Raw genomic sequence first — 24,557 nt, forward strand, 5'->3', positions numbered from 1 at the left:
GATGTCACCCCAGATAAACTAAAACCTGAAGCGTCGCCAGATTCAACGTTACTGGGGTTAGTAACCCTTCGATATCCCTTTCTATAAATGGTAATAGTACCCAAGCGCAACTTGTGAATGACGAAATCTGCCCTATATTGGAAGGAAGGCTATGGAGAACGCTTTCTGCTTAAAGCACTCTGCTTGCTCGACGTAAATAATAATCATAAAAGGGAAGGTATCTATGTCCTATGTCGAAAAACTAAAATTACCCGTTGGGGTCTGCTTGGTAGCACTCGCCGCGAGCGATATTTATGCGCAAAGTACGAATGCCGCAGGAAAGACGCTAGAAATTGAAGAGGTGGTGGTATTAGGGTCTCGCAAACCCGGCCGAACCGCAGTAGACATGCCGGTTCCCGTCGACTCGCTGGGCGCAGATACCCTCCGCCAAACAGGCCAAACTGAAGTGGGTCGAATGCTCCAGTCGGTTGCGCCATCATTCAATTTTTCCAGCTCGTCGATTAGCGACGGCACGGATGCGCTTAGGCCTGCCACCTTGCGCGGCCTAGGCCCAGATCAAACCTTGGTGCTCATCAACGGCAAGCGGCGGCACACCAGCGCCCTGATTCACGTCAACACCTCCGTGGGCCGAGGCACCTCGGGGGTAGACATGAATGCCGTGCCTGGTGCCGCCATCAAGCGAATTGAGGTGCTACGCGACGGCGCTGCCGCGCAGTACGGCTCAGACGCCATTGCTGGCGTCATTAATATCGTACTCAGTGACGAACCCGAAGCGGGCCGCATTGGCGTCTCGTACGGTGAGTATTCCGAAGGTGACGGTACGACCTACAACCTCGACCTCTCCAAAGGTCTCGCCCTAGGTGATCGCGGGTTTATCAACGCAACCTTAAATTACCGAGATCGCGGTTCAACTAATCGCGCCGGACTCAGCGGTCAATGCCAGTATTTAGCCGGGTGCGATGCGAACAACGATGGCACCATCAGTTCAGGTTCGGACCCTGATGGAATAGACGAAGCCTCCGATCCACGGGAAGCGACCTTCCCGCGGCAGAATTTCAGAATTGGCGACGCCGAGTCAGAACAGTTAGCCGTAATACTCAATTCCGCCTACCAACTGGAATCCGGCGAGCTCTATGGCTTTGTTACTTACTCAGACCGCGAAAGCACCTCGGGGGGCTTCTATCGCCGCGCCAATCAAACAGATAACAACCCAACCTTGGCAGACGGCGAAGCCTTTGCGCCCAACGGCTTCCTTCCGTTAATTAACACCCAAATAGATGATTTCTCCGCCAATCTGGGCTACCGGCAAGAACTCAGCAATGATGTAACGATGGATGTGTCTTACACCATAGGCTGGAACGACTTTGCCTTTTATATCAGCAATTCCGTCAATGCCTCCTACATCAACGAATTGCGCTACGGGCAGAATCTCAGCGATGCCGAGATTCGCGCCAGCGCGTCGCGGACCGCCGATGCCGGTGAACTAAGCCTTGGCTTGCAAACCATCAACCTCGATTTCACTCAACAACTTGGCGCCTGGAGCCTAGCCTGGGGCGCAGAATTGCGCCGTGATGATTATGAAATTAAGGCCGGCGATAAATACTCATACTTTGACTACGACACAGATGCCAGCGGCGCATCAATGTATGCCGCCGATGCCGCTGCTGGCATTCAGGTATTTCCAGGCTTCCAACCTGGCAACGAACTGAATGAAAGCCGCGATGTATGGTCACTATACGCCGATACCGAATATGAAATTTCTGACGCCTGGCTGGCCAGTGGTGCGCTGCGCTACGACAACTACGACGATTTTGGCGGCACGGTTAACTTCAAGCTCGCCAGCAGTTTCCGCGCAACGGACAGAGTAAGCTTTAGGGGCGCGGCGAGTACCGGTTTTCGCGCACCCTCAATGCAACAGCAGTACTTCAACAATATAAGTACTCAGTTTGTCTCTGACGGCATGGGCGGGCTAACAGCACAAGAGCGCGGTACCTTCCGTAACGACAGCACTGTAGCCAAAGCCATTGGTATTCCTGAGCTAAAAGAAGAGGAGTCGGTTAACCTGAGCTTAGGGGTGGTATTAGAGCCAGTCGACGCATTAACCATCACCATAGACGCCTACCAAATCGATATTAAAGACCGCATCGTCTTAAGTGGTGGCTTAAGCTCCTCTCTTGGCGATCCCAACCTGACCGCCGCATTAGCCGCAGCGGGTGCAAGCAGTGCCCAGTTCTTCCTCAATGGCGCCGACACCGAGACCAGCGGGGTAGATATTGTTAGCACCTACGCCATGGCTGCTGGCGCGGGTGATTTAGCCATCTCATTTGCGGCTAACTTTACTGAGACTGAAGTAACAAAAGTGTTTGCCGGTGGCGGACTCGCAACGCTCAACACCTCAGACGTTTTTAGCAAACAGGACATTTCCATTATTGAGGAATGGCAGCCCAAAGACCGCATCAACCTCAGCTTTAATTACTCACTTGAGCGCTTCACTGCCGTACTCGCCTTTAATCGCTACGGCGAGTACACCGTGTGTGAAGGGTCTTGCACCGGCGCCGCAAACCGGCAGACCTTTAGCTCAAAAGTGTTAACAGATGTCAATTTAAGCTACCGCCTAAAAGACGATGTAACGATTAATGTGGGGGGCAATAATATTCTCGACGAAACACCCGACAGAAACCGAATCGGCCAGAGCCGTGCCGGTACCATAGCCGACAGTAACGGCAATGTGTTTGTCAGCTCGCCGGGCGTATTTCAATACTCCCGCCGATCCGCTCCATTTGGCTTTAATGGAGCGTATTTCTTTGCCGGTGTGGTTTATGACTTTTAGTCGCGGTTAAAACCCTAATGACACGCCCACAACAAGGTGGGCGCATCTGACACCACCAATAAAAAAGGCGAACTGATCTCAGTTCGCCTTTTTTATTGGTGCTCCACGCCGTGCCGCGAGCCATTACCACACCTCCCTCTAGCGCTGAACTGAGGTATTTCAAACCGCTAATTCGTGTAGCTAGTCGCTAAGCCCACTTCAGCGAGCTAGAATGGAGACAAGCACTAACCGATACCAGCACGCATTAAGAGCCTATGATTAGCCAAGCCAAAAACAAACTACTCGCCAAATACCGAACGCGCATCCGCGAGGCTGCGATCACCAACGCCAAGAAACAATTGGCGATGAAAGGCATCACAGCCGGTGAATTGGGCGCCGACGAGCTGGAGATTCTAGTCCACGATGAAGAAGTAAAGCTGCGGGGCAAGCTGAGGAATTACAGTCTTGCCGCGCTGATTGCCGCCCTCACCCTAGGTCACTTTTAATGTTGATGCCTTTATTGCGCAGCGGCGTGCTGTATGTGATTTGGCGACGACATATTCGCCAGCGCGCACTCGGTATAATCGTTACCGTACTGGCGATTTTGGCGGTGAACTTAATTCACACTGAAGCCTTCGCATTCTTTAAAGCAACAGAGCGGCTAGAGCTAGCACCGCTGGCTTTTTACTTCCGCTGGCTGGGTTGGTTGTTGGCGGGAATCGGCTATTTATGGTTTGTGGAACGCAAAATTGCCAAGGCCAGCAAAGCAGATCGCGTGCAAAAAAATGGCGCGGGTAAATCTCCACGCCAAGAAAATAAAGCTGCGAAAAATACGCTTATAGAGCAACACGACGGTTTCGACGCCCTGCGTAATAACACGCCGTTGCGCTCCCGGTCAGAAATAATGCTGGAACGAAAGAAACGTGACAAATCAGAAGGAGCTTAAATCAATCTTCGAAAGCTGGGACGAGCGCGATATAAGCATTCTGGCTATTCTCTGCGACCTTGACGAAGACACCACTTCTGTAACGGCAATCACCGAGCAAATACGCTGGCTATACAACTCCCGTGCAAGACACAGCATCAAACGCAATTTTAAGCGTGTTGTGAGGCAACATGCCAGCGAGGATATGCCTTGCCCAAGCTACGAGGTTTTATTGGCTGGCGCGGCAAAAAAGCTTGGCATCCATAAGCACTGCACATCAACAGATGATTACGAGCGCTATATTCCCCAGGCTGTTATCGTCGCTGCACTAGCAAGAATGAACCCGCCGCAACGAGACCGATTTTTTACCGAAAAATTTAATGCCACACCGATGTGGGAGGCTGCTGGGGTGAAAAGCCGCGAAATTGGTGGCCTGCGCACAGCCGCCAGTGTATTGGCGCTAGCCAATGCCTCGGGCTATGCGGTGTACGCTGGCGCCACCACAGCACTTGGTTTTGCGACCCATGCGGTTGGCATTACCCTACCCTATGCCGCTTACACAGGATTGTCGGCAACCATTGCGCAGCTTATTGGCCCACCCGGCTGGCTGGCACTCGCCACCTATGGATTCTTTAAAGTAACCGGTACCGATTGGAATAAATTAATGCCGGTGCTGTTAACAATAATCGCAACAAAGAGCCGCCATGAAATTCTGGCTCGCCACCAGGTATAAAAATTCAATCCAAAAAAAACCAGCCCTATAGAAGGCTGGTTTTCTGCAAACAACATTATAAGTGAAGCCAATACTCGATATATTAGCCTTACACATTCAAGTCTTATTTGCGGATGGTTGAAATCTCATCGAAGGTAACACCCTCTTTCACGGTAATTGCGCGAAATGAACGAGAACCCGGAAAATGCACACGTTTAGCAGTATACGCGCGGCTATCGCCGTCATTACCTTCGTCGTAACGATTCAGTTCTTGCGCAGTACATAGCGGCAGCGCTGCACAGGGCAAGGTTGAATCACCGCTAGAATCATTATCAGCAAAGCTGCGAACTTTTGTCGTTGGCTCACCAACCTCACATGCACGACTAATATAGTCCGAACCGACTCGCACATAATCGGAATCACGGAACGTGTATTCATACCCAGCTTCAACTGCTGAGTCGCAATAGCTAACCGTCATCTTAGTATCAAGAATTTTTCCGCTTAGATCGAAGCGATAATCTGCGAAAGCGATGTGATAGGTCAACATGTTTGAACCCTCGCCGGTATATGCAGTTGCATAGCCAGTGCCCGCCGGCTGACTAATAGTCACCCGACTCGCACCTGTACCGTATGACCGATTCAGCTCGCCGTAGCTGCAAGACGTATCCTCACAGCTCAATGGATTGCCAATACGACTCATAAAGTCAGTTACCAGAAGCGTTTCCGATAACGCTGTTACACCACAAAACTCGTCGACTACAGTCTCGTTGATTACCACGGTGTTGTCGCCACCAAACTCGTAGGTAGCGCGCAAAGTCTCATTAGGACAGCGCGTGCTTTCAATTAAAGAATACACCGTAGTTCCAGCTAGCTCTTTACCTTTGCCCTCGAATGCGGGGTCCTCAAACGATTGCTTAGTGTGCTGTTCAGCTTCTTCTGCAGACTTTAGCGCAGTATTTGAATTCTCTTGAACAAACTGGGTAACAGCTTGGTCGTTTTCAAAAGCAGCAGTATCTTGGGAAAAGTTAAGTACTGCAGTGGTTTCAGGCAGATTGATAGTAGAGGTATCACCATCAGTATCAACCGTAAGTAGTAAGCGCACAATATTGATAGCAAGATCAGGATTCCCGTCTTTACCAATCAAATCAAACGGGGTAATTACAGATGCGCCAGGCACGGCATCAAAATCATTACCAAACAATGTAAAGGTAACTGATTCGCCTTCATTGTATTCGAACTCGCCCAGATTATTTGTCACACCACTTTTTGATCCGGTTTTGTACGCTAGGCCAGCAACACGTGAATCAATAAAAACACCCTTAAGGCTTTGTGAAGGGCCATCTACTGCCGATGTCGACTCACCGCCACCGCCACCACAAGCAGCCAGCACTAACGATGTAGCAAGGACTACAAACTTTACATTCATATTTTTCTTTATCACGCACAATTCTCCATATAAATACCACCAGTGAGCCTCACATGCATCCATGTACGTTTGATTCACACCTTCCAAAGTAAACACACAACTGCACAAAAATTAATCAGCATGCAGTTGGTGCGAGCGGGGATAGTATCAAAGATACTCACTGGGTCAATTTTTTTATAAGCAGACGCTATAAATATAAGGATTTATGTACTAATTTTAGATTCGACACTGGGCACCGAATGCTCGCAACAGCAGATTGGCGTAGCATTACCACCATGCATCTTGGCACTCACACATTGAAACTCAAAAAAGAAGATGACTGAAGACGCCTCAAGCACAGGCAAGCCTAAATACGTAGTGACACAGATAGTTTTTAACAATCCTTAGCACTAGGCACAGCACTCACATGCAATGCTGATTTAACTCTTGGCCGCAGCATCTTCCCAGCCGCTTCAGGCGAACCCGTTAACCATTGATCAATATGTTCTGCGTCGATTAATAGCGGGGTTCGCGCGTGAACCCAGTCAATATCCGTTGCCGCAGCAGTCGTAATGATCGTAAAGGTCTCAAGCTTTAATTCTGCTTGTTGCCACGTCTCCCAAAGCCCGCCAAATAAAATCGCATCGCCGTCTTCTCGCGACAATCGATGACATTGCTTGTCACCCTCAATTACTGGCCACTCAAAATACGCCGAGGCGGGAATAATACACCGCTGAGATTGACGCCAAGCATCGCGGAATGTCGGTTTCTCCGCGATCGTTTCAGCTCGCGCATTAAATGTCGCGAACTTTAATTTTGGATCATTGGACCAGCGTGGGATAAGAGACCACCTGCGCAGTGCGTAACCTCGGGCATCCAGGGTTGCTGCCATATCGGTCGGCCGAATATTGATTCGACTAATATCGTTAGCGGGCCAATCAGCCAAAAGCGCCGCCCATTGATGCATCGCGATACCGTGCTGTTCAAATGCGCCGCACATTCACTCACCTGCGTTTGGATTTAAATTGCGATGATAGTTAACAACCTACCTAGCCGCCATAGGCGAGAAACTAGGTAGATCGAGATTAAGTTAATTAAACAACCGCTCAACTTCATCACGTCCAATACTGCGCATTCTAACGCGGCCTTCCCGTCACAAAGACTACTTTAAATATAGCGCAGCGTGCTATTTTCGGCCTCAGAGAAAGTTGACCTTAGTTTATGGCCGCGACCCGCGCCAAAACATCCCGAACCCACTGCTGCGCTGGGTCATGATCCAAGCGTGGATGCCAAGCGGCAATCACGTCTAGCGCGGGCATTTCGGCAGCAATATGAATTTCGCGAAGATCACTCGCAATCATCGCCAATAACCGCCGGGGAATCATCGCCACCAAATCACCGCCGGCCAAAAGTCGCGGCAGAATGGCAAAGCTGGGCGAGGTCACTGCGATCTTTTGCATTATCGGGGAATCAATCAAACCTCGATATAGCGGCCCTTCGAAAGCAAAGCCCGTTGGCGACACAATAACTTGGTCGTAACGCATAAACTGCTTGGCCGATACGCTTTTGGATTTAAGCGGATGGTCGCGACCGACCACGCCAACGTAGTCGTCCCGAAAAAGCTGCCGACTGCAAAAATCCGCAGCCAATTCCTGGGGAAACGTCAGCACCAAATCCAGTTCACCTCGCCGCATCCGCGCCGTCGCCTCCTCAGCGCTCAGATCGTAAATAGCTATTTTCACTTTAGGTGACAGCGCTCGAACTGCCTTTACGAAAGGCGCCAGCAATGCAATTTGCAAGTAGTCGTTAGCAGACACCGAAAAGGTGAACTCGGCTTGATCAGGCCTAAACTCCGGCGGTTTGATCAAGGTTTGCGCGTCATTGAGTAAGCGCTTTATCGATGGCCGCAACGCCTCGGCGCGCGCCGTTGGAATAAGCCCGCGCTGGGCACGGATAAACAGGGGGTCGTCAAATAACTCCCGCAGTTTTTGCAAGGTATAGCTGACACTGGGCTGGGTAACGTGCAGGCGCTTTGCCGCGAGGGAAACGCTGCATTCGTCCAGCAGTACATCAAGCACTTTTAGCAGATTGAGGTCGGCCCTCAATATATCAGTCATATTTATATCTTTTATAAAAACTCACAATTTGTCTTATACCAAAAGTCGCCCTATATTTCATCTATATTGCGCGCCCCTGCCAAACACGTCGAGACCACAGCATGACAATCCGAACCGAGCAACCGTCGATTTGCAGAATGTGCCATGCGGCCTGCCCCATCACAGTTGAGATGGAAGACGGCAAGCCGATAAAGGTCACTGGCAACAAGGCCAGCCCAACATACCACGCCTTCTGTTGCAGTCGCGGCCAAGCCTCGGTTGAGCATATTAACCACCCAGACCGGCTACTCAGCTCAATGAAACGCCAAGCCGACGGCAGCTTCGCGCCCATCGGGATTGAGCAGGCAATGGATGAAATCGCTGACAAAATAAAAGCACTTATCGATGCCAATGGCCCAAGGTCATTGGCCGCTTATTTTGGCACTTACTCCGGCCCCTACCCCGCCGCGCCGCCCATGCTGGGGTCGCTGGTTGCGTCGCTGGGCTCGCCGATGATTTTCGCCAGCGCCACCATAGACCAACCGGGCAAAGACATCGCCAACGCCATGCTAGGGCAATGGAAAGCGGGGCCTCAGGCCTTTGCCGACGCCGATGTATGGCTGATGCTAGGCGGCAACCCACTGGTGTCAATTGCCGGCGGAATTCCCAGCCAGAACCCCGCTAGGCGCCTAACCGACAAATTAAAAGACGGCATGAAGCTCATTGTTATTGACCCTCGGCGCAGCGAAACGGCGGCAAGAGCACATATTCACTTGCGCCCAACCCCTGGCGAAGATAGTAGCCTGCTGGCAGCAATGCTCCACGTCATTATTAATGAGTCGCTTTACGACGCCGCATTTGTCGCCGACAACGTCGCTGGCTTCGCCGCGCTGGCCGCCGCCGTTGAAGTCTTTTCTCCGGCCTTTGCCGCAGCAAGAGCCGACGTACCCGAACAGCAAATTATCGACGCCGCACGCTTGTTCGCCACTGCCAAACGCGGCGTAGCCACAGGCTTAACAGGTGCCAATATGTCCGGCCACAGCTCCCTCGTCGAATATTTAATGTTATGTATGAATACCCTGTGCGGCCGATTTGTTCGCGCAGGCGAAGCCGTCGCCAACCCCGGCGTATTGCTGCCTAGAGCCACTCCAGTAGCCGAAGCGGTCGCGCCAGCTGCTTACGCAAACCTTGGAGAGAAGCTGCGGGTGCGCGGTTTGGCCCAAAGCGCCAGCGGCATGCCCACCGCCGCACTGGCCGACGAAATTCTGCTGGAAGGCGAAGGCCAAGTAAAAGCCCTAATTATTAATGGCGGCAACCCCGTCGCTGCATGGCCAGACCAAGAGAAAACGGTTGCGGCAATGAAGGCGCTGGAATTGCTCGTCCACGTCGACATTAAAATGTCGGCCACGGCGAAACTAGCCGACTATATTATCGCCCCCAAGGTAAGCTTTGAGGTGCCAACGATGTCACTAGCAGTTGAGCAGCTCGAAAACTTCTCTTACCACTGGGGTTTGTGCGAGCCCTTCGGCATGTACGCTCCAGCGCTTGTAGAGCCACCAGCAGGCTCAGATTTAATCGAGGAGTGGGAGTTTTACTACGGCCTCGCCCAACGCCTCGATATCGGCTTGTTCGCCTACTCCTTAGAATCCAAGACCGCCACTGCCCGGGAAGGTCGTGACTTTGTCATGTTCGATATGGTCAACAAACCGACCACTGACGAAGTCTTTGAGATACTGAGCAATCGCTCACGTATTCCACTTACAGAGGTTAAGCAACATCCTAACGGCGCACTCTTTCCAGAAGCGATTATTGCACAAGCCAGAAGCCAAGATTGCGACGCGCGCTTAGACATCGGTAACACCGACATGATGGCTGAACTGGCCACAGTGCAACACGAAACAACCGGCCTCGCGGGCTATCCGTACAAGCTCGTGTGCCGTCGCATGAAGAATGCCTACAACTCGTCGCTGCGGGATTTGCCTAAGCTTGTTAAAACCAAACGCCCTTACAATCCTGCATTTATGCACCCCGATGACCTCGACGAGCTAGGTGTCGGCGAGGGCGAAAATATTGTAATAACGTCTATTCATGGTGAAATTATCGGCATAGCCAATGCAGACAAAACCCTTAAGCGCGGCATATTGTCAATGGCCCACGCCTTTGGCGATGTAGAGCAGGACGACCGTAACGGTAGTTTATTTTCCAACGGCAGCAGCACCTCAAGACTGGTCAGCACCAACGACAGTTATGACCGTTTCTCAGGTATGCCGCGCATGAGTGCACTGCCGATTAAAATATGTAAACACTAGTTTTATTAAAAACACAGCTGAGTAAGGACATTGCCAAGCCCATCGTACGCACAATACATTTTCAATTAGCCACTCATTAGTAACACTACTAACGAGCGGCTTTCTGAAAAGATCGCTCTACGCGCCAGTGCTGCACTCGATAATTGGGGAACAATGCTGAGATTTCAGCACCGTCCGAACAGTGGAAGCATATTCACGACGATAAAAAATGGTCGGCAACACCGATATAAAGTGAAGTAAGCCGCCAACTTAGGGTAAGTTGCTAGCTCGCCGCTAGCGCCATGATGTTAACGGTTCAGTATTTCATCTTTAACGCTGTTGGCTATCTTAGCGACTTCGCCAATATCACTGGCAGCGACACCAAGCTCCTCTAGAGTGAGCGCCAAGTTTTCGACGACGGCATTAAAATGTTCGTCGTTCAATCCCAAATGAAGATGTGCCTTACGCATGTCTAGACCTGAGTATTCGCTGGGCCCGCCAAATGCCATTGTTAAGAATTTTTTCTGTTTATTCGCTTGGGCGAACATATCAAGATTGTCGAAATAGCCCGCTATTCGATCATCCGCAATAACTTTTTCATAAAACACATCTACCGCTTTATCTACTGCAGGCTCACCGCCTATCCGCTCATACAACGTGGTCACTGAGCCACTCCTCTATTAGAAAAATAAAGATGCATTTTTAATGCATCTTTTAAAGGTGTAGAATACATGCACATTTAACTCGCGTAAACCCCCTCGGACTCACGATTACATGCAGCTCACCAAGCAAACTGATTTTGCCTTTCGAATTCTGCTCTATCTCGGCCAGCTACCCGAAGGTGAGCTCGCCAATATTAAGGTGATATGCGCTTTCTACGACATCTCTCAAAACCACATCGCCAAAGTCGTTGTGAAATTAACCAAACTTGGCTATCTAAGCTCGGTACGAGGTCATGGCGGCGGTATTCGCTTAGCGATCTCACCAAGTGCAATTAATCTAGCAAACGTCATTGCCGATTTTGAAACCACGCTAAAGCCTGTCAATTGCGATAGTCCACCCTGCAAGATCACCTCCAGTTGCCAACTGAAGGGCCTGCTCTTTGAAGCAACAAATGCCTTTATGGATACCATGCGTCAACGCACTCTCGCGGATCTGCTTCCAGACGCAGCGACAAACAATGAGAATCTCGCCGTGGAAATCAAATAATGGGACTACAGCAATTTATTGGTATTCAAGCGCGCTCGTCAGTAGATGAAAAAATCATTGCCAGCGTTGGCGCAATACTCAGCATTTGCGCCGTGTTTTTTGTAAGCGACTGGCTGACAAACGGCACACTGGCGATGACCTTGCTCCCCTCTATGGGTGCATCTGCGGTTTTATTGCTGGCAGTACCCCACGGTACTCTGTCGCAACCCTGGCCCTTGTTTGGCGGCCACGTATTGTCTGCCGGCGCAGGCGTTGTTTGCGCGCTCACCATAAATAATATCTATTTTGCCGCAGGTTGCTCGGTAGGACTTGCCATATTAACTATGCACGTTTTTCGGTGCATTCACCCACCAGGTGGTGCCACGGCGCTCGTTGCTGTTGTTGGTGGTGACGCAATTCATAATTTGGGTTTCAGCTTTTTATTATTCCCCACCTTAATCAATTGCATCATCATTTTCTCATTCTCAATTATTTTTAATAATTTATTTCATTGGCGCCGCTACCCATCCAGTCTTATGAAATATGACAAATCTATGTACAGTCCAGAAACCTCAAACATTCATGTTCGTCATATCCAGCTCGCCATGGAATCATTAGACGAAGTCATTGATATTGCGCCAGAACAAATAAAATACATTATCGACAAAGCCGATGAATTAATGCTCAGTGAATCCCAAGCGAATTTCAATATTGTTATCGGCGGGCTTTACACCAACGGCGCAGCGGGGCAAGCGTGGTCGGTACGGAGGGTTATCGACATTTCCAACCACAGCAGCCCTGCTAAAAAAATGATTATGTACAAAACCGTCGACGGCGCAGGCAAGGGGAAAAATGGCAGTGGTCTATTATATGAATTTAAAGATTGGGCCAAAGAAGTAATGAAGCCTGTCAAAAAAGCTCCTGCGCCCCAAGACAAAAACCTCAGCGGCCCACCTCGTTAGCAGTGGACCACTGACTGCATTACTTTTAATTTACACACTATCTAGCAAGTTGCTTTCTGGTAAATTGAATACCCTGCTGCTCCGCTCCGCCAGCCAAAACATAGGTAGCGAAGTGACCAAGAAATTTGACAGTATGGCTCTCTACAGTCACCTCTTTCGCGGCAAGCGCAGCAGCCATCAAATTCATTTGCTCTATCTCTACCAACTTATCCCACTCGCCATGGTATAAAAATACCGGTGGTGAGTTGCTAACGACATGATTCACCGGCGATGCATTTTGCCACGCCGCTTTAGCGTCGCTCATGGGTTTGCCAATGAGCTTAAATACCAACGGCGAATTTGGCCACTTGGTCAGATCAGCCGGGGTTCCACCAGCAACGATACTACTCAAATAAGGCGGTTGCTGCCTGTCGAGGCCCGCCATCAAAATAAGATGTGCACCCGCCGAATAGCCCCAACCAGAAATTTGCTGTGGGTTTATTTGGTATTTCCCAGCATTGGCATAGAGCCACTCCAGCGCCGCAGAAACATCATTGACTTGGGCGGGATGACGATCATCCGGCGCCAAGCGATAGGTGATGTTAAACACCACAAAACCCGCGTTTGCCAGCTTCTTACTCACTCCCTCCATATCGCCACTACGGTTAGTCCAGCCGCCACCATGCACCACAACAACGGCGGGTTTTAAACCTGGCGAGCTAGGGATATAAAGGTCGCCGCCTAGCTGCTGCGTGTCTATCGTTTTGTATATTACATTCTGCTGGTAGGCATACTCACTACCGCCCTTAAATTTGCTACCCGCACATGCGGCAACAAAGAGTGTCGCAATGCTAAAGATAAACAATTTCATAAATAACACTCGCCGTTAATGTTTCGCTCGCCCTGCTACGCCCCCAAATCAGGTAGCGTAAATTCTCTCGGACATTGTACGCGTTAAGCGTCATTGTGGATGTTTTCAGCTGCCGCGCCAACGAATAATTCCGATGCAGAGTCACTATAAACATACTAGTTTGCGACAAAGCGTATTAGTGATCTTAAAGCCAATAAGCCCAGCGACCTACATGAGCTTTTGATCATTACTAGAAATTGGCACTACGACGCCTGGAATTAGGTGAGCTACATTCAACGCCAAGAATCTGTACTAAACCGCAAAGCACTGCCTATACTCAGCTCATAAAACCCAGAAGCCAAACCTAACGGAGACGCCGTTGAGCAATATCCCAAACACCACCCAGCCCTTTGGAGTCTTACTTGGCTATGCGCCAGGCGGCGTCCCAGCCTATTCCTCGGATTACGATTCGGCGTCGACCACCGACTACCCAAAACGCAGTTCATACCGCAGTTATATCGACGGCGTGTATATGGGCTACAAATGGCAATGTGTCGAGTTTGCTCGGCGCTGGATGTATATCAATTATGGCTATATTTTTGATGACGTGGCGATGGCCTACGATATTTTTGACTTACGCTCTGTGCGTCACTTAGCCAGCAATAATCGCTTACCCCTAAACGCCTTTCGCAATGGCAGCAAGTCTCACCCAGTACTGGGCAGCCTGCTCATCTGGCAAGAAGGTGGCGAGTTTGAAGACACCGGCCATGTCGCGGTAGTGACCGAAGTTAAACCAAATTACATTCGCATTGCCGAGCAAAATGTTGGGCACGGGCAGTGGCAAGAAGGACAAGATTATGCGCGAGAACTCAGTGCAAAAACCACCGCAGACGGTGAGTACTGGGTAAAGTGCTCCTACGGCGATGCCGAAATCCTCGGTTGGATGACACAGACTGACGACACCCGACACGCTGAACCACGCCCGGCAAAAAACACCGCCCTGAGTGCCATTAAGAGCCGCCACGCTGACGCCAGTAGCGCCCCCCGCAGGTCGTGGCTAAACATGGCCAATAATGACGAAGCTGCCTTCGTTGAGATGATGGGCGGTCATTTTTTAACAACGAGCGCCGCGGATCAATCTCGTTACTTTTTATTATCAAAAACCGCCATTGATGACCTGGAATACGCCACCAATGAACTGCACGGCTTGTTTATGCACGCCACCGACTACGTTCTTTGCCACGATGACTTACTGGCCAAATTTAATTTGCCCAAGGCGGTATTACCCAAAATTCGACAGTCTTGGGACAATCGTTTAAATCAACTGATTACCAGCCGTTTTGACTTTGCCCAAACCGCCGATGGGCTCAAAGTTTACGAATACAATTGTGATTCGGCGTCCTGCTATATGGAGGCGGGCAAGGTTCAGGGGAAATGGGGTCAGCACTACCAGCTGACTGACAGCGAGGATGCAGGCAAAGCCTTGTTTCACGACCTCAGCCGCGCTTGGGAGAAGAGCCACGCAAAGGGCTTAGTGCATATATTGCGAGACCATGACCCCGAGGAGGAATACCACGCGCTCTTTATACAGCAGACGCTTGAAGCAGCCGGCATAGCTAGCAAGATCATTATTCAACTCGAGGGACTCGCGTGGGACAAGCAAGGCACTATTCGCGATCAAGATGGCGAGGCCGTCAACTGGGTGTGGAAAACCTGGTCCTGGGAAACCGCCTTAGACCAAATTCGCGCCGAATGCGAAGATGACGCCAGCCATGCCGTATTTGAACCCCAGTGGTCGCTCGGCAAGCCACTGCGCTTATCCGATGTATTGTTGCGCAAAAACATCATGGTTTTTGAGCCGCTGTGGACACTCATTCCCAGCAACAAGGCGATATTGCCAGTATTGTGGCAATTATTCCCCAATCACCCATTACTACTGAATTCGGCGTTTGAATTAACCGACGAGTTAAAAACCACTGGCTATGTTGAAAAACCGATTGTTGGCCGCTGCGGCGCTAACATCGCGCTATTCGATCGAGACCAGCAATTACTTGAAGCAACCAGCGGCGGCTTTGCCCAGCAGGAAAAAATATATCAACAGTTTTACCCCCTGCCAAAAGTCGACAAGTATTACACGCAGGTTTGCACTTTTACGGCATCTGGGGTGTATGCCGGTAGCTGCGTACGGGTAGACACGTCCATGGTAATCAATAAAAACAGCGACTGTATGCCGCTGCGTTATATTAGTGACAAGGCCTTTCTCAATGATGGCTAAGCCGCCGCCCCAATGGCATTGAATGGCCTCGGAGCCGGGTTTACGCCCCTATTTAAAATCTTCCGCACTGTGACGTTCTGCCATTTGCTTGTCTTCATCGCCCCACAGGCGATTTACCCGGCGGCCACGCTGTACGGCGGGGCGCTCGGCAATAAGATTCGCCCAGCGTAAAACATGGGTATACGAGGCCACATCAAGAAACTCCGCGGCCTCATACAAATAACCCTGCACCAGCGCGCCGTACCACGGGTAAGCCCCCATATCGGCAATGGTGTAGTTGTCGCCACACAAGAAAGTATTCGCGGCAAGATGCTTATCTAAAACATCTAACTGACGCTTAACTTCCATCGCGTAACGGTCGATGGGGTACTGATATTTCTCTGGTGCATAAGCGTAAAAATGACCAAAGCCGCCACCTAAAAATGGCGCGCTGCCCATATGCCACATTAGCCACGATTGGCAGGCGGCGCGTTCGGCCGCATCCTTAGGATAAAAAGCGTCATATTTTTCAGCTAAGTACAATAAAATCGCGCCCGACTCAAAAATCCGGATTGGCGGACTTACACTGCGATCCATTAACGCCGGTATTTTCGAGTTAGGGTTAATATCAACAAAGTCACTACCGAACTGGTCGCCGTCGGAAATCATAATTGAGTAGGCATCGTATTCGGCGTCGCTAATACCCAGTTCAAGTAACTCCTCGAGCATGATTGTCACCTTCACGCCATTGGGTGTAGCCAGGGAATAAAGCTGTAAACCATGCTCACCGACTGGCAGCACCTTGTCATGGGTAGCGCCGGAAATTGGCCGATTAATATTACTAAAACGGCCGCCACTCTGATTCTCCCACTTCCAAACGGCAGGTGGGGTATATATTGTCGACTCTGACATTTTCTTTGGCTCCCATTGCATTGCTTATGGCTAAATTCCCATTCAGCATGGTACAGCGCTGCAAAGCAATAAGGCAATTAGCCGCAGTTACTGCCCAGCAATACTGCTATCGCGCGCCATTACTGTCTGAAAAGTTTAATACAAACGCATTCAGCCCTAGTGTGTAAACTGCGACCATGGTATAAAAATCACTACTTAAAATAAGAGACCTACTATGTCGGTTACTTTTAGCGCGAACAAAATCAGTCGGCGTATATTTAGAGCACCCGAGTTATCCCCAGCCGCGACCAGCCCCCTCACCATCGACCCCGCAGAGCAGGCCGCGAACGGCGCCGACATCGAGGCTATTTGGGCCAGCGCAGGAGCCTTTCATTCCAGCGGCATGCACCCCATGGTCAGCATGTGCCTGCGCCACAAAGGCAAAACTGTGCTGCATCGCAGCATCGGACAGGCCCGGGGCGTAAATGGCGCCGAAGCCGTTGGCGCTCAATTAGACACACCCGTATGTTTATTCTCAGCGTCCAAAGTCGTTAGCGCGGTATTAATCCATAAGCTTGCCGAAGATGGCTTACTCGACCTGCTAAATCCGGTCAGCTATTACATTCCCGCCTTCGCCCAAAACGGCAAGGCCGGCATCTCCATATACCAGCTATTAGCACATCGCGCGGGCGTACCTGGTGTCCCGCCGGGAACCTCACCAAGCGTGCTGTTTGATCATCAAGAATCATTGCGCCTAATATGCGAGCAACCGCCACTCGACATCGACGGCCGTATACTTGCGTATCACGCGATTACAGGTGGCATTATTGCAACCGAGCTGGTCAGGGTCTGCACTGGCCTGAGCATGAACGAATACCTCGACCAAGTTATTCGCAAACCGATGGGCTTTAAATCCTTCACCTTCGGTATGCCCAAAAGTAGTCGCGGCACCGAAGCGCACAACTACAGCAGCGGCTTAGCCAATATCTCCCTTGTCGGTAAGCACCTAGAGAAAATACTTGGCGCCGATGTCGATACCGTCGTCGCGCTTTCGAATACTGACGATTTTCTTGGCGCCATTATTCCGTCTGGAAATTTATACGCAAACGCCGATGAAGCCTGTCAGTTTTTTCAAATGTTGCTTCAACAGGGACAATGGCAAGGCAAGCAAATACTGTCACCGCTGTCGGTGTACCGTTTAACTGCAGAGGCATCCCGTCCTCAGCATGATCGGTCGCTAATTATTCCCATGCGCTACAGCGCAGGTGCCATGTTAGGTGGCCGCGTAATGGGGCTGTATGGCCGCAATACACCTTACGCCTTTGGCCATTTAGGTTTTTCTAATATATTGTGCTGGGCAGACCCACAGCGCGACATTTCCGTAGCGGTACTCAATAATGGCAAACCAGTCATTGGCAGCCATATATTTAGCCTGCTTGGATTAATGGAAAATATTCGCAAAAATTTCCCCCAGAAAGACGATATGTCTGCATGGAGCGGCAATTTTGGCCAACACGAACATTAAGTAATCGCAGGGTCAAAACGTGAACAGCTGCATAGGCTGTCCACGTTTTCTACGCCACTACAGCCAAATTCTATGGCGATACCATTTTTGGCGCTCGCCAAAAATTTTGATGTATCGCCAGCGCGACGAGTATCAAACCGGCCCCCGCCATCATTAGCAGCGATACTGACTCGTCGGCGACGAGCACGCCGATCGCCATCGCTAAAATCGGTGTAATAAACGGGATAAGTGAAACCGTTTCCACCGCCAAATTTTTAAGCAGCGAATAATAAGCAACAAACCCCACCAAAGACCCAAACAGCGACAAATACAGCAAAGACCCCAGCGAGGTTGAACTCAGGCTAAGAGGCTCAATGCCGAACCAAAAAATCCAGCTCAGCGCCATCCCCGGCAAGGCAAAGGCCATGGCGCCCAGCGCTTGTTCAGTAGGCTCTACGGCCATTTGGGCATTGAGTTTTTTCACCCATAAGGCGCTAACTGAGAACAAGCAATTCGATACCAGCATTAAACTAATACCCAAATAGCTACCGGCAGTTACAGTCGCCTTATCAAAAAAGATACATGCCAAGCCGCCCAGCGCTAAACCAATGCCCAGCAATTTTCGCGGCTGCAGCATATTTTCGCCGAGAATTGGCTTGGCCAATACCGCTGTAAAAAACGGCGTTAGGCCAAACAGCAGGGCAATTAAGCCCGACGAAATACTCTGCGCCGCGATGTATACCAATGCCATATTGGGGAATAAGCTAATCGACGCTGCAGCATAAAGTTTCCAGTGGCGACGAATAGCCAATCCGGCATAACCGCCAATAGTACAAATGAGACTGCCCACCATAAATGCCAAAGCAATACGCAGCGTCAGCCCCGCTATCGGGGTAAGGGAATCGCCGCCCAATTTAATCGCCAGCGGCGTAGTTGCCCAAATGGCAATAACCAGTAAATAGGTGAAACGTACAAGCATTGTGCTGTCCTTGCATACTTGCCGTAGATTTCTGCTGGGCCTAAAACGACAAAGGCCGCAGCGGAATGTCTGCGGCCTTTGAATAATGTTGTTTTAAATCGGTTTACATCATTGCTCGGCCACACCCCAACGCGCCCAGCGCACAACTAATTTGTGCTGGACCGAGGCAAACATGGCGGGACAAATGAAAGGCATTAAATTTGAACTCGTAATAAGAATGCGCGTGCCAAATTATAGTAAAAGAAAAACATTAATCGAGGCAAGTCATATTTAGCAATGGCGAGCTTTGCCCGCATCGCGACTATACAGACTTTTTCTTGGCCTTTGCGCGGCTGCCTACCCGGCTGTTTTTCTTGTCTGCTTTGGTACTCGCCGCAGTGTCCAACTGCTCTACCCAAAACAAGGTATCAAGATACGCCACGTAGCGATTTAAATAATGCGGAGAGATGTCGCGCATTATGCTCAGGGCTTTAATTGCCAGCATTTGCGGATTAAGTGGGCCAGGGCTTTCCGGCCCTTCCGCTATGGCGAGTTCAACACGCTTTTCTGCCGCGCGGCGCTGCTGATGCACTCGCAAACTTTGACTGGATTTTAAGGGCTTAACCGCGACATCAACATTATCTGAAAGCGGCTCAGCGGCCGCTTCGGTGCCGAGTGAGGACGCAAATAATGCGCCCTGTAGCAGCTCACCCTCTTGATCTTGCAGTTGTTGTTCAAAATCACTCGCACCCACAGTCGGGCGGGTTTGGCTAGCGTCCAGCGCTCGGCGCAACGCCGCTAAAGACGCGACAGTGGCGGTGCCTGGGCGCGATTTAATTGCTTTATTATCGGCTCGGTTTGCGCCGCGGCTAGCCAAGTAATCGGCTAAAGAAGCTGCACTTTTTTCAGTAAGTCGCTGCCCCAGCGGCTGCCGCGAACCGTGTGCGCGCAATGCCAACGCTTCAATGTAACGAAAGCGTACCGGGTCAAATTGGTCGGCTCCCGCCGTCCGCAGTTCACTGATTTTATGGATGAGCGCGTCGCTATTCATGGCGTGTTCACGGCCCTGAGCTGAGGGCGGCTTTGTCGCCAGAAACCCGTGGCACTGGTGCCATTTCCACTCGCCGGTTTTGCGAACGGCTCTCACTGTCGGCATTCGCCACCACCGGCTGCTGGGCGCCAAACGCCGCCGCAAACACCATACTCGGTGGCATACCCTCTTCGATTAAAGCGCGAGTTACCGTCAAGGCGCGCTGCGCAGACAGCTCCCAGTTATCGCTAAAGTGCAGATTTCCCTGCTGAATTGGCAGATCGTCAGTAAAGCCGCTGACCATTAATAGCTGCTCACTGTCGGTCAAATACACTTGCAGCGGCGCCCGCAAAGTATGGAGCAGCGCCCGCCCCTCCTCTTGCAGTTCAGCCGAGTTTAAAGAAAACAACACACTGCCGCTGATACCAATGCGGCCATCGCGCAAGGTCACTCGCCCGGTCGCCAAGGGGTCGGCAAGGGCCGCCTCCAAGGCCTGACGACGCTGCTCGGCCACTTCGCGTTTTTGGATTTCCTGCTCTAGGGTTTGCGATAATTCCAGCTGAAAACCCAAGGTCCACACCAGCAGGAGAACAAACACCCCAACAAGGCCGGTCATTAAGTCGCCAAAGATCGCCCAGATCGGCGGCTCTTGATCTAAGCCGTCGTCCAGCTCTGAAATACTCACGCCCGCTCACCCGCTTGGGCAACCGCCTTGCCACTGAGCTGCTGTAACTGACTGATAATATCTTGCTGAGACAACATATTGTGGTCGATAATTTCCCGCGCCTGAGCAACGTAATAGGCCATTTGCTCATCACTGCGCTCGGTGCTACTGCTCAGGGCTGATTCAATCGAGGCCATGGTGCCAATAAGGCTATTATTAGACTCACTAAACAAGGCCACCGCCGTGCTAAACGCCTCGCCTAAGCTGGCCAACTCAGCACTACTGCCCTCAAAGTGATTGATAATTTCAGCGAGTTTACCGGTTTCATCACTCACTTTATCAGTAAAGCGACTGCCGATATTGTCGAGTAATTCGGCGGAATTTTTCAAAATATTTTCGGCGGCTTCGCGCTGACCTGCCGCAGAAGCGTGTAACGACTCAGACAGGCTGTTGAGCTGCAGCAGTAATTCGCTGCGCTCTTTCAGCAAGCTATTGTCGCGTTCAATATTGTCGCTCATTTCCGCTCGCAATTTCGTCATGAGCTCGGCGGCAATTCGCGGGGTTTCTGACGCCGATTCAATCAATCTAGCCATCGGCTCTTCTAAGGCATTGGCCAAGGTCGCCAAGTGCTGGGCTACCGCCCCTTGTAATTCTGCCAAGCGCGCAACGGCCGCCTCGCCGCGACGCTCTTCAACATCCCGAAGGCTGCCCAGCTCAGTCTTCAGAGTATTAGCCAGCTCAGCCATACGCTGCTGATAGTCTTTCAACCATTTGTCTTCGCTGGCGATACGAGCTTGAGTGAGCTGCTCGGAGGTCTTAACTAGGTCGCGGAACTCCGCCACCACTTCTTGAGAACCGCTGTGTGCATTACTCGCCAACTGCGCTGCACTGTCGCGCAATAAGTCGGCGCTGTGATTAAACACGGCTGACCAGTTTTCTAAACGCGCCTGCTCAGCCGCCTGCTGCCGCGCCAAGCCGTCACTGCTCACCTGATTAAAGGTATCTAATAGCGAACTGGTCGCTGCGCTAAACTGCGTGTTAAACGCACCCAGGCCATCATCGATCTTCGCAAGCAAGCGCTCGCTGCTGGCTTGCTGATCGGCTATGCCCTGCTGCCAGGCAGTATTAAGCTCCTCCGCTGTTTTAACAAACTGGCCGCCCAAACCGTCTAAATGTGCTTCGGCGCTCGCACTGAGCTGCCGCTGGGTCTGCTGTAACTCGCGACTAATATCCTGCGCAAACGCCTGCACCACCGGAGCGATATTCTCACCCGCCAAGCGTCCGCTGTCGGCTAGGCTTTGCTTTAAGGAATTGTCTACCGACTGCGCCAACTCGCGGTACTGGGCTTGCGCAGCGGCGTGAAACTGTTGCTGTCCCGCGATGAGCTTATTACCTAAGTCGTCGCTCATTTGGCCGAGCCGACTTGCCAATTCACTAAGCTGCTGAGCAACCTCCGGCAGGGCTGCCGCTTGCTGCTGCATCGCGGTATAGCTTTTACTGCGCTGATGACTAAGTGAGTAATGTTTAAACACCGAGCGCATCCGACTGTCTAGCTGTCGCGACACCTGCAGTCGCTCGCGTCGACTCAGCGTCGAAATAAAGCCCAACATCGCCGAGGCACTAACCCCAGCAACCGACGTGGCAAAGGCCATACCCAAGCCCTTGATTGGCGCCGCTAAGCCGGTGCGAATAGCTTCGAGCTCGGTGGTGCCCTCCAGCGCCAACACCGCACCTTTCAAGGTATCGACCATGCCAATAAAGGTGCCCAACAAACCCAGCATCACCAGCAAGCCGATCAAATATGGCGTCAGCACTGGGGCAGGCAAGCCAACATACTCACCCTGAATCCGCTGACCAACCGCATTGCGCAACACCGCCGGCACTTTGGCCAACCATTTATCCAAATCATCAACCGCGTCGCCCGCCGCGTTCAGCGAGGCATCTAGGGCACAGCTTGCCTGCTGATAGCGCACTAGCTCGGCAAAACCGACTGTATAGGCAAAGGCAATTAATAGGGTGACACCCAGCGCTAATAAATTGCTACCAACAAAAGCAGACGCCATCCACAGAACTATAATTGCGCCTAAAACAAAGGCGACTATCGACAGAGTTCTCGTCATTTTTGTGTTTCTACCTCTACTTCTAGTACTTCCAACAGGCCCATTACGGGCATGAGACGCAACTCTAGTTCGGCCAGTAATAAGCCCTGCATTTCGGTGAAAAAGTTATCGAGCCAAGCGCCTTTCTGCATCCACAGCGCTGGGCTGTCACTCATCAATTCTGGCTCTAACTCCAGCTTCAAACCAGTGTCATCTGCGGCGCTGCGTTGAGCTTCTTGTACTGCGCGGTATTGCTGGTTCAAATAATAAAACCGCTGAGCCAATAAGCGCGGAATACTCGCAAATACCTTGCGGGTATAGTCGCCCAGCTTATCGGCGAGACTACGGTCCAATTCGGCCAATTGCGCTAATTGTGGTGACTGTCCGGCAAGCGCCTCTTGCAGCTGTCGACGCAACACCAGTACCCGATGATCGAGCTGACTTTGATGTAAATTATAAAAGCGCTGATACGCTTGAAAGCCAGCTTCTGGGTCCGCCAAGGTTTCGGCATTGGCGCGCGGTAGTATAAACGGCGCGGAGCTGTCTTGGCCTTCATGCAGTTCGGTAATAAAGCTATTAAGAATAAAGGCCAACATTTCAGCCCGGCTGGTTAAAAAGCTGCTTTTGAGTGCCGACACATCGCTTGTGGCTGGCGTAAACTCAAGCTTTTGCAGGCCCCGCAGCGACTCAGCAAGGGCAATAGAGCCCGACAGATCAATTAGCTGGCCTAGCTTTTCAGCAAAATTCTTGTGGCTCAACTCGGCATTCCCTAGCGCCAATTCGCTGAGGACTGCCTGTAAGCGCGAGCTTTTTACTGAAACCGAATTCATAGTCACCTTTATTATCGTGCCCGCATTCAGACCACTTTAAACACCGCCAGGCCAAGATACCCTATCGCGAGCCACGTAAGCCGACACGAAGCCCAATAGCAAGAAGATACCGCCCAGCAAGAAAATTGTGCTTATGACGGCCCCACAGGCTTTTTTACTTTGCGGCCAATTATCGCTAATTCGCGCCGATATTCAAGGATTGTGGCTGTATCTACCAAAACTGCCGTATAAACAACATGCGGCAGTTAGGCTCTGCACCCAGCAATACTCGATTTAACGCCCGTAGGTTTGCTGTAAATAAGCGAGGATATCTGTCGACTCGAACATCCCAACACCGGTATTCATATCGACTAAGTAAGGCACCTGAGAGCGGCCAGTTAATTCGCTCAGGCGAATACGGTTTGGGCTACTAATTGGCGCGTCAGGAAAAAACTTGGCGCGCACCTGAGGCGGTCCCATTTCTTGCCAGCGCGATTTGGCAAAATTACGCAGGCGATACGGGATTTCTAACTCGCACAATAATTCACGCACTGGCCGCGAATAAGGGCTAGATTCAAAGCTATAGAGTTCAAGGGGCTGAGTCGGTGCCTCAGCATTTTTCGCATACATTCCACGCGCGCGACCAACAGAGCGGTACGCTGTGGCCAACATAGAACTGGCGACAGCGACCTGCCTGCCAAACCCTTTAGTGCCAGGCACTTTACCACCACCATAATATTTATAAAGATGGGCGATAATATCTGCCGACTCCACTATCGCGTCGCCCGTATTGGGATCGACCAGCAGCGGAAATTGGCTAACACCACTGATATCCAGCGCGGTGGGGCGAAAGCGCATACCACCCTTAGGGCAAGGATAAATCATGGCATCAACATCTAATTCACTCAGTACTTCGCGCACCAAGCGGCAATACGGGCAGCCTTCAATATCGTAGAGTTCAAGTAGCTTTTCCGGCTGTTTCGCACCCCGTGAAAATGCCGTGCTTCCCCGCCATGCGCGGACACTGCTGGCGAGAATAGAGGTAGTAAAATCAAGCGCATTCATAGCTGGAGATCCTAGGCAAATACGTTAAGTTAGCACAAGACCAATATGGCTGTGACGGATACCCCGCGC

21 protein-coding genes are annotated in these 24,557 nt (G+C 51.1%); 9 read left to right on the top strand and 12 right to left on the bottom strand.

Translation table 11 applies throughout. The features are described from left to right. Positions 1-223: 223 nt before the first annotated feature. The 4 genes from HNQ57_RS15620 to HNQ57_RS15635 all read left to right on the top strand — a co-directional run bounded on the left by HNQ57_RS15620 (position 224) and on the right by HNQ57_RS15635 (position 4,467). Positions 224-2,830, top strand: coding sequence for a TonB-dependent receptor plug domain-containing protein (locus tag HNQ57_RS15620; RefSeq protein ID WP_184464547.1), 2,607 nt, complete (start codon positions 224-226; stop codon positions 2,828-2,830). A 254-nt stretch (positions 2,831-3,084) separates the two neighbouring features. Further along, positions 3,085-3,315 (top strand): hypothetical protein, encoded by a 231-nt coding sequence (locus tag HNQ57_RS15625; RefSeq protein WP_184464549.1) that lies wholly within the window; start codon positions 3,085-3,087, stop codon positions 3,313-3,315. Continuing rightward, positions 3,315-3,755, top strand: a complete 441-nt coding sequence (locus tag HNQ57_RS15630) for a hypothetical protein (protein ID WP_184464551.1) — start codon at positions 3,315-3,317, stop codon at positions 3,753-3,755. Before HNQ57_RS15625 ends, HNQ57_RS15630 begins: the two co-directional genes overlap by 1 nt. Continuing rightward, on the top strand, positions 3,733-4,467 hold the full coding sequence (locus tag HNQ57_RS15635; protein ID WP_184464554.1) for a hypothetical protein: 735 nt from the start codon (positions 3,733-3,735) through the stop codon (positions 4,465-4,467). Before HNQ57_RS15630 ends, HNQ57_RS15635 begins: the two co-directional genes overlap by 23 nt. Before the next feature lie 103 nt (positions 4,468-4,570). Here the strand turns inward: HNQ57_RS15635 and HNQ57_RS15640 are convergent, their stop codons facing one another. From HNQ57_RS15640 to HNQ57_RS15650, 3 genes are all read right to left on the bottom strand, one after another. Beyond that, complete coding sequence (locus tag HNQ57_RS15640) at positions 4,571-5,887, bottom strand: hypothetical protein (RefSeq protein ID WP_184464556.1); 1,317 nt, start codon at positions 5,885-5,887, stop codon at positions 4,571-4,573. Between the two features lie 358 nt (positions 5,888-6,245). Continuing rightward, a complete protein-coding gene (locus tag HNQ57_RS15645) occupies positions 6,246-6,851 on the bottom strand; it encodes an SOS response-associated peptidase (RefSeq protein WP_184464558.1) in 606 nt (201 codons plus the stop codon). 214 nt (positions 6,852-7,065) lie between these two features. Next, a complete protein-coding gene (locus HNQ57_RS15650; protein ID WP_184464560.1) occupies positions 7,066-7,968 on the bottom strand; it encodes a LysR family transcriptional regulator in 903 nt (300 codons plus the stop codon). Between the two features lie 101 nt (positions 7,969-8,069). Between HNQ57_RS15650 and HNQ57_RS15655 the strand changes: the two genes are divergently transcribed. Then, positions 8,070-10,256, top strand: coding sequence for a molybdopterin-containing oxidoreductase family protein (locus HNQ57_RS15655; RefSeq protein ID WP_184464562.1), 2,187 nt, complete (start codon positions 8,070-8,072; stop codon positions 10,254-10,256). 287 nt (positions 10,257-10,543) lie between these two features. On the opposite strand, the gene HNQ57_RS15660 is transcribed toward HNQ57_RS15655, so the two are convergent. Next, entirely contained in the window at positions 10,544-10,900 is a 357-nt protein-coding gene (locus HNQ57_RS15660) for a group I truncated hemoglobin (RefSeq protein ID WP_008251957.1), read from the bottom strand. A gap of 109 nt (positions 10,901-11,009) precedes the next feature. Between HNQ57_RS15660 and HNQ57_RS15665 the strand changes: the two genes are divergently transcribed. Next, a complete protein-coding gene (locus tag HNQ57_RS15665; protein ID WP_184464564.1) occupies positions 11,010-11,444 on the top strand; it encodes an Rrf2 family transcriptional regulator in 435 nt (144 codons plus the stop codon). Then, positions 11,444-12,385: an HPP family protein gene (locus tag HNQ57_RS15670; protein WP_184464566.1), complete on the top strand. Its 942-nt coding sequence runs from the start codon at positions 11,444-11,446 to the stop codon at positions 12,383-12,385. Before HNQ57_RS15665 ends, HNQ57_RS15670 begins: the two co-directional genes overlap by 1 nt. Before the next feature lie 37 nt (positions 12,386-12,422). Here the strand turns inward: HNQ57_RS15670 and HNQ57_RS15675 are convergent, their stop codons facing one another. Further along, on the bottom strand, positions 12,423-13,235 hold the full coding sequence (locus HNQ57_RS15675) for an alpha/beta hydrolase (RefSeq protein WP_184464567.1): 813 nt from the start codon (positions 13,233-13,235) through the stop codon (positions 12,423-12,425). A gap of 358 nt (positions 13,236-13,593) precedes the next feature. On the opposite strand from HNQ57_RS15675, the gene gss reads away from it, so the two are divergent. Continuing rightward, complete coding sequence (gene gss / locus HNQ57_RS15680) at positions 13,594-15,489, top strand: bifunctional glutathionylspermidine amidase/synthase (RefSeq protein WP_184464568.1); 1,896 nt, start codon at positions 13,594-13,596, stop codon at positions 15,487-15,489. A 48-nt stretch (positions 15,490-15,537) separates the two neighbouring features. Here gss and yghU read toward each other — a convergent pair whose 3' ends face one another. Then, positions 15,538-16,380 (bottom strand): glutathione-dependent disulfide-bond oxidoreductase, encoded by an 843-nt coding sequence (yghU, locus tag HNQ57_RS15685; RefSeq protein ID WP_184464569.1) that lies wholly within the window; start codon positions 16,378-16,380, stop codon positions 15,538-15,540. A gap of 214 nt (positions 16,381-16,594) precedes the next feature. Here yghU and HNQ57_RS15690 point away from each other — a divergent pair, with 214 nt between their 5' ends. Beyond that, complete coding sequence (locus HNQ57_RS15690) at positions 16,595-17,884, top strand: serine hydrolase domain-containing protein (RefSeq protein WP_184464570.1); 1,290 nt, start codon at positions 16,595-16,597, stop codon at positions 17,882-17,884. A gap of 70 nt (positions 17,885-17,954) precedes the next feature. On the opposite strand, the gene HNQ57_RS15695 is transcribed toward HNQ57_RS15690, so the two are convergent. The 6 genes from HNQ57_RS15695 to HNQ57_RS15720 form a co-directional block, all read right to left on the bottom strand. Next, a complete protein-coding gene (locus tag HNQ57_RS15695; RefSeq protein WP_184464571.1) occupies positions 17,955-18,842 on the bottom strand; it encodes a DMT family transporter in 888 nt (295 codons plus the stop codon). A gap of 301 nt (positions 18,843-19,143) precedes the next feature. Further along, positions 19,144-19,977: a DUF2894 domain-containing protein gene (locus HNQ57_RS15700; protein WP_184464572.1), complete on the bottom strand. Its 834-nt coding sequence runs from the start codon at positions 19,975-19,977 to the stop codon at positions 19,144-19,146. Further along, positions 19,880-20,536, bottom strand: a complete 657-nt coding sequence (locus HNQ57_RS15705; RefSeq protein ID WP_226968200.1) for an OmpA family protein — start codon at positions 20,534-20,536, stop codon at positions 19,880-19,882. The genes HNQ57_RS15700 and HNQ57_RS15705 overlap by 98 nt, the downstream gene beginning before the upstream one ends. Next, on the bottom strand, positions 20,533-22,635 hold the full coding sequence (locus HNQ57_RS15710; protein WP_184464573.1) for a DUF802 domain-containing protein: 2,103 nt from the start codon (positions 22,633-22,635) through the stop codon (positions 20,533-20,535). The genes HNQ57_RS15705 and HNQ57_RS15710 overlap by 4 nt, the downstream gene beginning before the upstream one ends. Beyond that, positions 22,632-23,444: a DUF3348 family protein gene (locus HNQ57_RS15715; protein WP_184464575.1), complete on the bottom strand. Its 813-nt coding sequence runs from the start codon at positions 23,442-23,444 to the stop codon at positions 22,632-22,634. The genes HNQ57_RS15710 and HNQ57_RS15715 overlap by 4 nt, the downstream gene beginning before the upstream one ends. Positions 23,445-23,717: 273 nt before the next feature. Further along, positions 23,718-24,488 carry a glutathione S-transferase N-terminal domain-containing protein gene (locus tag HNQ57_RS15720; RefSeq protein ID WP_184464577.1) on the bottom strand — a complete coding sequence of 257 codons (771 nt, stop codon included), beginning with the start codon at positions 24,486-24,488 and terminating at the stop codon, positions 23,718-23,720. Positions 24,489-24,557 lie beyond the last annotated feature (69 nt).

Source organism: Zhongshania antarctica (assembly GCF_014202945.1).
Taxonomy (GTDB): domain Bacteria; phylum Pseudomonadota; class Gammaproteobacteria; order Pseudomonadales; family Spongiibacteraceae; genus Spongiibacter; species Spongiibacter antarcticus.